Origin of the sequence: Bradyrhizobium jicamae, from assembly GCF_001440395.1 — a bacterium.
GTDB lineage: Bacteria > Pseudomonadota > Alphaproteobacteria > Rhizobiales > Xanthobacteraceae > Bradyrhizobium > Bradyrhizobium jicamae.
Genome location: NZ_LLXZ01000211.1, coordinates 1 through 299 on the forward strand (window position 1 = coordinate 1; position 299 = coordinate 299).

At 74.6% G+C, this 299-nt stretch carries 1 pseudogene; it reads left to right on the plus strand.

Annotation, left to right across the window (positions count from 1 at the left end):
• Positions 1 to 299: pseudogene (locus CQ12_RS47020) on the plus strand (extensin family protein); the annotation flags it as partial.

Genomic DNA, 299 nt, shown 5'->3' on the forward strand with positions numbered 1-299 from the left:
GCTGCCGAAGCCGCGCCCGGCCGATGCGCCGTCGGACGAGCCCGACAAGCCGGACAAGGAGCAGCAGGCGTCTCCCCCGACCGGCAAGTCCGGCGAGCAGGCCGCGCCCGCGCCGCAGCCGTCCGCGTGCCGGCTGGCGCTGACCGACACCATCGCGATTGCGCCCAGCATCCCCGATATCAAGGGCGCCGGTGGCTGCGGCGGCGAGGATCTGGTGCGGCTGGAGGCGATCGTGCTGCCGGACAGCCGGCGGGGTTCGGTGAAGCCGGCGGCGATCCTGCGCTGTACCATGGCGTCCG